At 69.1% G+C, this 5,887-nt stretch carries 4 protein-coding genes; 1 reads left to right on the plus strand and 3 read right to left on the minus strand.

Annotation, left to right across the window (positions count from 1 at the left end):
- Positions 1 to 135 precede the first annotated feature (135 nt).
- Positions 136 to 1,158, minus strand: coding sequence for an alpha-ketoacid dehydrogenase subunit beta (locus K9U40_RS21590; RefSeq protein WP_282892173.1), 1,023 nt, complete (start codon positions 1,156 to 1,158; stop codon positions 136 to 138).
- A gap of 29 nt (positions 1,159 to 1,187) precedes the next feature.
- A complete protein-coding gene (locus K9U40_RS21595; protein ID WP_282892174.1) occupies positions 1,188 to 2,195 on the minus strand; it encodes a thiamine pyrophosphate-dependent dehydrogenase E1 component subunit alpha in 1,008 nt (335 codons plus the stop codon).
- Positions 2,196 to 2,594: 399 nt separating this feature from the next.
- On the opposite strand from K9U40_RS21595, the gene K9U40_RS21600 reads away from it, so the two are divergent.
- The gene (locus tag K9U40_RS21600) at positions 2,595 to 4,604 is read left to right on the plus strand and encodes a sigma-54-dependent Fis family transcriptional regulator (protein WP_282892175.1); all 2,010 of its coding nucleotides are present in this window, start codon (positions 2,595 to 2,597) and stop codon (positions 4,602 to 4,604) included.
- A gap of 411 nt (positions 4,605 to 5,015) precedes the next feature.
- Here K9U40_RS21600 and K9U40_RS21605 read toward each other — a convergent pair whose 3' ends face one another.
- Positions 5,016 to 5,873, minus strand: a complete 858-nt coding sequence (locus K9U40_RS21605) for a 3-keto-5-aminohexanoate cleavage protein (protein ID WP_282892176.1) — start codon at positions 5,871 to 5,873, stop codon at positions 5,016 to 5,018.
- Positions 5,874 to 5,887 lie beyond the last annotated feature (14 nt).

Here is a 5,887-nt window from a genome sequence, read left to right on the forward strand (position 1 = left end):
CACCCCATCCCTCCCCCGCACCGAAGCCGGATGTTTCCGGCTTCGGCTCTTGAGTGCCGAACTCGGCAACAGCCGAGTTCGGGCGGGAGAGGGGGCCGACTGGTGCGGGGTGGAGAGAGCAGCGGCAGCCCTCCCTCACGCCGCCAGCGCGTGGGGGACCGTCCGCAGCACCGCGCCGGCGATGGCCTCGCCGGTGGGGATGTAGAGGTCTTCCAGCGTGGGGGAGAACGGCACCGGCGTGTGCGGCGCCGTCACCATCTGCGGGGCGGCCTTCAGCGCGCCGAAGGCCTGCTGGGCCACATAGGCGGCAACGTCCGTGGCGATGGAGCAGCGCGGATGGGCCTCGTCCACCACCACCAGGCGGCCGGTGTTCTCGACGCTCTCGATCACCGTGTCCCAGTCGATGGGCGAGAGGGTGCGCAGGTCGATCACCTCCGCCTCGATGCCGTGCTGGCGCGAGAGGGTGGCCGCCGCATCCATGGCGCGGTGGACCGTGAGGCCATAGCTGACGATGGTCACGTCCTTGCCGTCGCGCACCACATTGGCCTCGCCGAACGGGATGGCATAGGCCTCGGTGGGCACGTCCACCTCGTGGCCGTAGAGGTTCTTGTGCTCGCAGAAGATCACCGGATCGTCGTCGCGGATGGACTGGATCAAAAGGCCCTTGGCGTCATAGGCATTGGAGGGGCACACCACCTTCAGCCCCGGCACATGGGTGAACATGGGGGTGAGCATCTGCGAATGCTGGGCGGCGGCGCGGAAGCCCGCCCCCACCATGGCGCGGATGACCACCGGCGTCGTCGCCTTGCCGCCGAACATGTAGCGGAACTTCGCCGCCTGGTTCAGGATCTGGTCGAAGCACACGCCCATGAAATCGAGGAACATGAGTTCCGCCACCGGGCGCATGCCGCAGGCCGCCGCGCCCACCGCCGCGCCGATATAGGCGCTCTCCGACAAGGGCGTGTCGAGCAGGCGGTTGCCGTGCTTGGCATAAAGCCCCTTGGTGACGCCGAGCACGCCGCCCCAGGCATCCTGTTCGCCCGGCGCGCCGGAGCCGCCGACGATATCCTCGCCGAGCAGGATGACGCTGGGGTCGCGGCGCATTTCAAGATCGAGGGCTTCATTGATGGCCAGCTTGAAGCTCAACTTGCGAGCCATGGTGTTTCCTCCGGATTTTCTTGCACTGCTCAGTAGGAGACGTAGACGTCGCTGAGGAGATCGCGCGCCACGGGCAAGGGCGCGGCCTTGGCGGAGGCGACCGCGTCGTCGATGAGGGCGGCGACCTCCCGGTCGAGGAGGGCGATCTCGGCCTCGCTCACCACGCCGGCGGCGGTGACGCGGTCGGCGAAGATCTTCAGGCAGTCGCGGTTGGCGCGGTTGAACTCGTTCTCGCCCTTGGCCTTGTAGGTCTGGCTGTCGCCCTCGAAATGGCCGAAAAAGCGGATCATCCGGCATTCGAGCAGAGCCGGGCCGCCGCCGGCGCGGGCCCGCGCGATGAGTTCGTCCGCCGCCTCGTAGACCGCGAAGAAGTCGGTGCCGTCCACGCTCAGCGCGGGCAGGCCGAAGCCCGAGGCGCGCTCCACGTAGGAATTGACGGCGGTGGCGTAGGTGACGGAGGTCGCCTCCGCATAGCCGTTGTTCTCGATCACGAAGATCACCGGCAGGTTCCAGATGGCGGCCAGATTCATGCTTTCCAGCACCGTGCCCTGGTTGGCCGCGCCGTCGCCGAAGAAGGTGATGCCGACGGCGCCGTCGCCGCGGAACCTGGCCGCGAGCCCGGCGCCGCAGATCAGCGGCGCGCCGGCGCCAAGGATGCCGTTGGCGCCCATCATGCCCTTGGAGAGGTCGGCAATGTGCATGGAGCCGCCCTTGCCGCGGCAGGAGCCGGTTTCCTTGCCGTAGATCTCGGCCATCATCTCCCCCACATCCACGCCCTTGGCGATGCAGTGGCCGTGGCCGCGATGGGTGGAGGCGATGCGGTCAATGTCGGTGAGGTGCATCATGACGCCGGTGGCGCAGGCCTCCTCGCCGGCATACAGGTGCACGAAGCCGGGAATGTCGCCCTTGGCGAACTCCACATGCAGCCGCTCCTCGAAATCGCGGATGGTGCGCATGGTGCGGTAGGCTTCGAGGAGCTGGTCCTTCGGCAGCGGGATGGGATTGTTGGACAGGGCGCCTGGCGTCGGTTCGGGCATGCTCGTCTCCTCCTGAGGGACGGGGAGGGCGGTTGATCCCGGCTCCCGCCGGAATGTCCGGCACGGGAGCATGATCGGGCGTCCTCTCCGTTGGTTTTGCTTTGGCTGGTTGTTTTTGCTTTGGCAGGACTTGAGCAAGCGGCGGGCCAAGTGCTGGAGTTTCTGAAAAAGCTTGTCCTCGCATGCGTATTGCATTGCAGCGCGAGCGCCCCAGTGCTGCGTCGCCGCCACAGGTGAGGCGGCGAATGCCACAGGTGTTGCAGCCTCGACTTGGCCCTCGACTTGTCCTTGGACCGCCTGCGCCGCGGCACGACTTGACGGATCACGCGCGGGCGCACTTGCCGCCGCGGCCGATCAGGGCGAGACTTCCGGCAAAACGAACGGTCTGGGAGGATCGTCATGAAGCGGGAGCAGGCCGCGCACATCGACGAGCTGGTGCGCGCGGCGGGCGGTCATGCCACGCATCGCGACGCCATCATCGAGGCGTCGTGGCGGCGCTGCGTCAACGAGCACAATCTCGACCCGGTGGTGCTGCGCGACCCGTGCATCGTCACCCATGCCCGCCTGCGCGAGCATCAGGAGGCCATGGACGAGTTCCTGCACACCGCGCGCTTCGGGGTGGAAACGCTCTATCGCGAGGTGGCGGGCCTCGGCTACGTGCTGCTGCTCACCGATGCCAAGGGCATCACGGTGGACTTCATCGGTGATCCCACCTTCGACAGCAATCTGATGCGCGCCGGCCTCTATCTCGGCGCCGACTGGAACGAGCCCCATGCCGGCACCTGCGCGGTGGGCACCTGCATCGCCACCGGCGAGGCGCTGGTGGTGCACCAGTCCGACCATTTCGACGCCACCCACATCCCGCTCACCTGCACCGCAGCGCCCGTGTTCGATCCCAGCGGGGCGCTGGCGGCGGTGCTGGACATCTCCGCGCTGCATTCGCCCCAGCCCAAGGAGAGCCAGTATCTGGCGCTCCAGTTCGTCAAGTCCTTCGCCCACAAGATCGAGACGGCGCACCTTCTCAACCGCTTCCGCCGCGAATGGATCGTGAAGCTCGCGCCTTCGCCGGAATTCGCCGACGTGGACCCGGCCTATGTGCTGGCGGTGGATGGAGCGGGCCGCATCCTCGGCTTCAACAACCGCACCCGCCAGCTGATGATGCGGGAGCTGGACTGCCGCCCCGCCTTGTTGGACGGGCGGCCGCTGGCGGGCCGGCTCCTGTCCGAGTTCTTCGATCTCCAGGTGGATGACCTGCCGCGCCTCATCCCCTCGCGTCCGGCCTCCCAGCGCATGGTGCGCCTCGCCATCAGCGGCACGCCTTTGTTCGCGCAGGCCCAGCAGCCGCCGGCGCGGATCGCCGCGCCGTCACCGGTCGCCCCCGCGCCGGCCCTGCCCAAACCGCTGGAAGCCCTCACCCGCGGCGATGGCGCCATGCTGGATGTGGCGGCGCGGGCGGCCAAGCTGGTCAACACCCAGATGAGCCTGCTCATCTGCGGCGAGACCGGCACCGGCAAGGAGCATCTGGCCAAGGCCATCCATGCCGCCAGCGGGCGCGCCGGCAAGCCCTTCGTGCCGGTGAACTGCGCGGCGCTCCCCGAGACGCTGATCGAGGGCGAGTTGTTCGGCTACGAGCCGGGCGCTTTCACCGGCGCCGCCGCCAAGGGCAAGCGCGGCCTCGTGATGGAAGCGGACGGCGGCACCCTGTTCCTCGACGAGATCGGCGACATGCCGCTCACGCTCCAGACCCGCCTGCTGCGCGTGCTGGCCGAGCGCGAGGTGACGCCCATCGGCCGCACCCGGCCGGTGCCGGTGAACATCCGCGTCATCGCCGCCACCCACCGCGACCTCATCGCCGAGGTGAAGGCCGGGCGGTTCCGCGAGGATCTGTATTTCCGCCTCAGCGGCGGCGTGCTGACCCTGCCGGCGCTGCGCCAGCGTGCCGATCTCGACTGGCTGGTGGCGCGGTTCCTCGCCGAGCGCGGCGGGGTGCTGCGGGTGCCGTTCGAGCTGTCGGGAGAGGCGCGGGCGATGCTGCACGCCTATGCCTGGCCCGGCAACATCCGCGAACTGGCCAATGCGCTGGACTATGCCTGCGCGGTGGCGGGTGACGCCGTCATCGCCTGGGACGACCTGCCCGACCGCATCCGCGATGCGGCCGCGGCCCCGCATGGGCCGTCCGGCGCGGTGCATGAGGTGGCGGCCCTTGCCGGGCCGGCGGCACCGGGCGGGATGGGATCTGGCGCCATCAGCGCGGACGAGCGCGGCGCCCTGCTGGCGCTCCTCGCCGCCCAGCACTGGAACGTTTCGGCGGTGGCCCGCGCGCTGGGGGTGGACCGCACCACCATCCATCGCCGCATGCGGCGCCTTCACATCACCTCGCCGAGGCATGGGGGAGAGGGGATGAACTGAGGGCAGCCCGGAGCTTCAAAACGGACGGTTTCGCTTGGCGCGGTCTGCTCCATCTCCCGCCCGAACCCGGCTGTTTCAGAGTTCGGTTCCTAGGAGCCTGTTTGGAAATTCGAAAAGGCGCGACCGCAGTCACCCTCGTCATGCCCGGGCTTGACCCGGGCATCCACGCCGCGTCGCTTGCGCTCACCTACGAAAGTTCTGCCCAGCCTCTCTGCGTGGATGGCCGGGTCAAGCCCGGCCATGACGGTGATAAAGCGCTTGCGAGGACAACCGGCACTCATCCGAGCAAATTTTCAAACAGGCACCAGGAGCGAGGCCGGAAACATCCGGCCTCGTGCTGGGGAGGGTTCACACCGTGCCCGGCCATGACGGCGGGGATGACGGCGAGGGTCGTTTAAACTCCCCTACCTCTCACGCCATCAGCATGCGCGCCATGTCGGCGCTGGCGAGGGGGCGGCCCAGCGCGCGGGCGGCGTCGCAGGCGCGCTGCACCTGGGCGGCGTTGGTGGGCGCAAGGAAGCCGTCGGGGGCGAACAGGTTGTTCTCGAAGCCCACGCGCACATGGCCGCCCAGCCCTGCCGCCACCGTGGCGCAGGCATTCTCCTTGGGCCCGAAGGCGCACATGGACCACAAGGGCGCCGTCTCCATCCCCGCCGCGAGGAAGGGCAACAGGTCGGTGGGCTGGGACACCTGGCCCGCGGTGTAGCGCCCGAGCACGAACAGCGGGAAATCCTGCCCCTCGCCCAGCACGCCGCGCGCCTTGAGGGTGCCATAGCGCACCACGTCGTCGGCGCTGTAGAGGATGATCTGCGTGAAGATGCGCTCGCGCCGCACGAAGGCGAAGAAATCCGCCGCCACCATCTCGGCCGCCGCGTCGGGAATGATCTCCCGCAGCGCCAGCGACACCGCCTCCGGCTTCACCGCGCGCACCACCGCCATCTGCTCGGGCGGCTTGTAGCGGCCCGCCGCCTCCGAGGTGATCTGGAGCACGAGGCGGTCGCCCACCGCCGCCCTGATGGCGGCCGAGGCGTCGCGATAGGCGTCGGCGTCCAGCAGGTGGCGACCCTGCGCATCGCGCACATGGAAATGCAGCAGCGCCGCGCCGGCCTCCAGGCTCTCGGCCGCCGTGCGGGCAAGCTCCGCCGCGCTCATGGGCAGGGCCGGATGGTCGGCCTTGGTGCGGGTGGCGCCATTGGGGGCGTTGGCGACGATGAGGGGCGGCCAGTCGAAGGCGGTCACGGGCGCGGGATCGGCGGCGGTCTTGGTCATGGGGGCCTTTTGGG

Source organism: Xanthobacter autotrophicus (assembly GCF_030015065.1).
GTDB lineage: Bacteria > Pseudomonadota > Alphaproteobacteria > Rhizobiales > Xanthobacteraceae > Xanthobacter > Xanthobacter autotrophicus_D.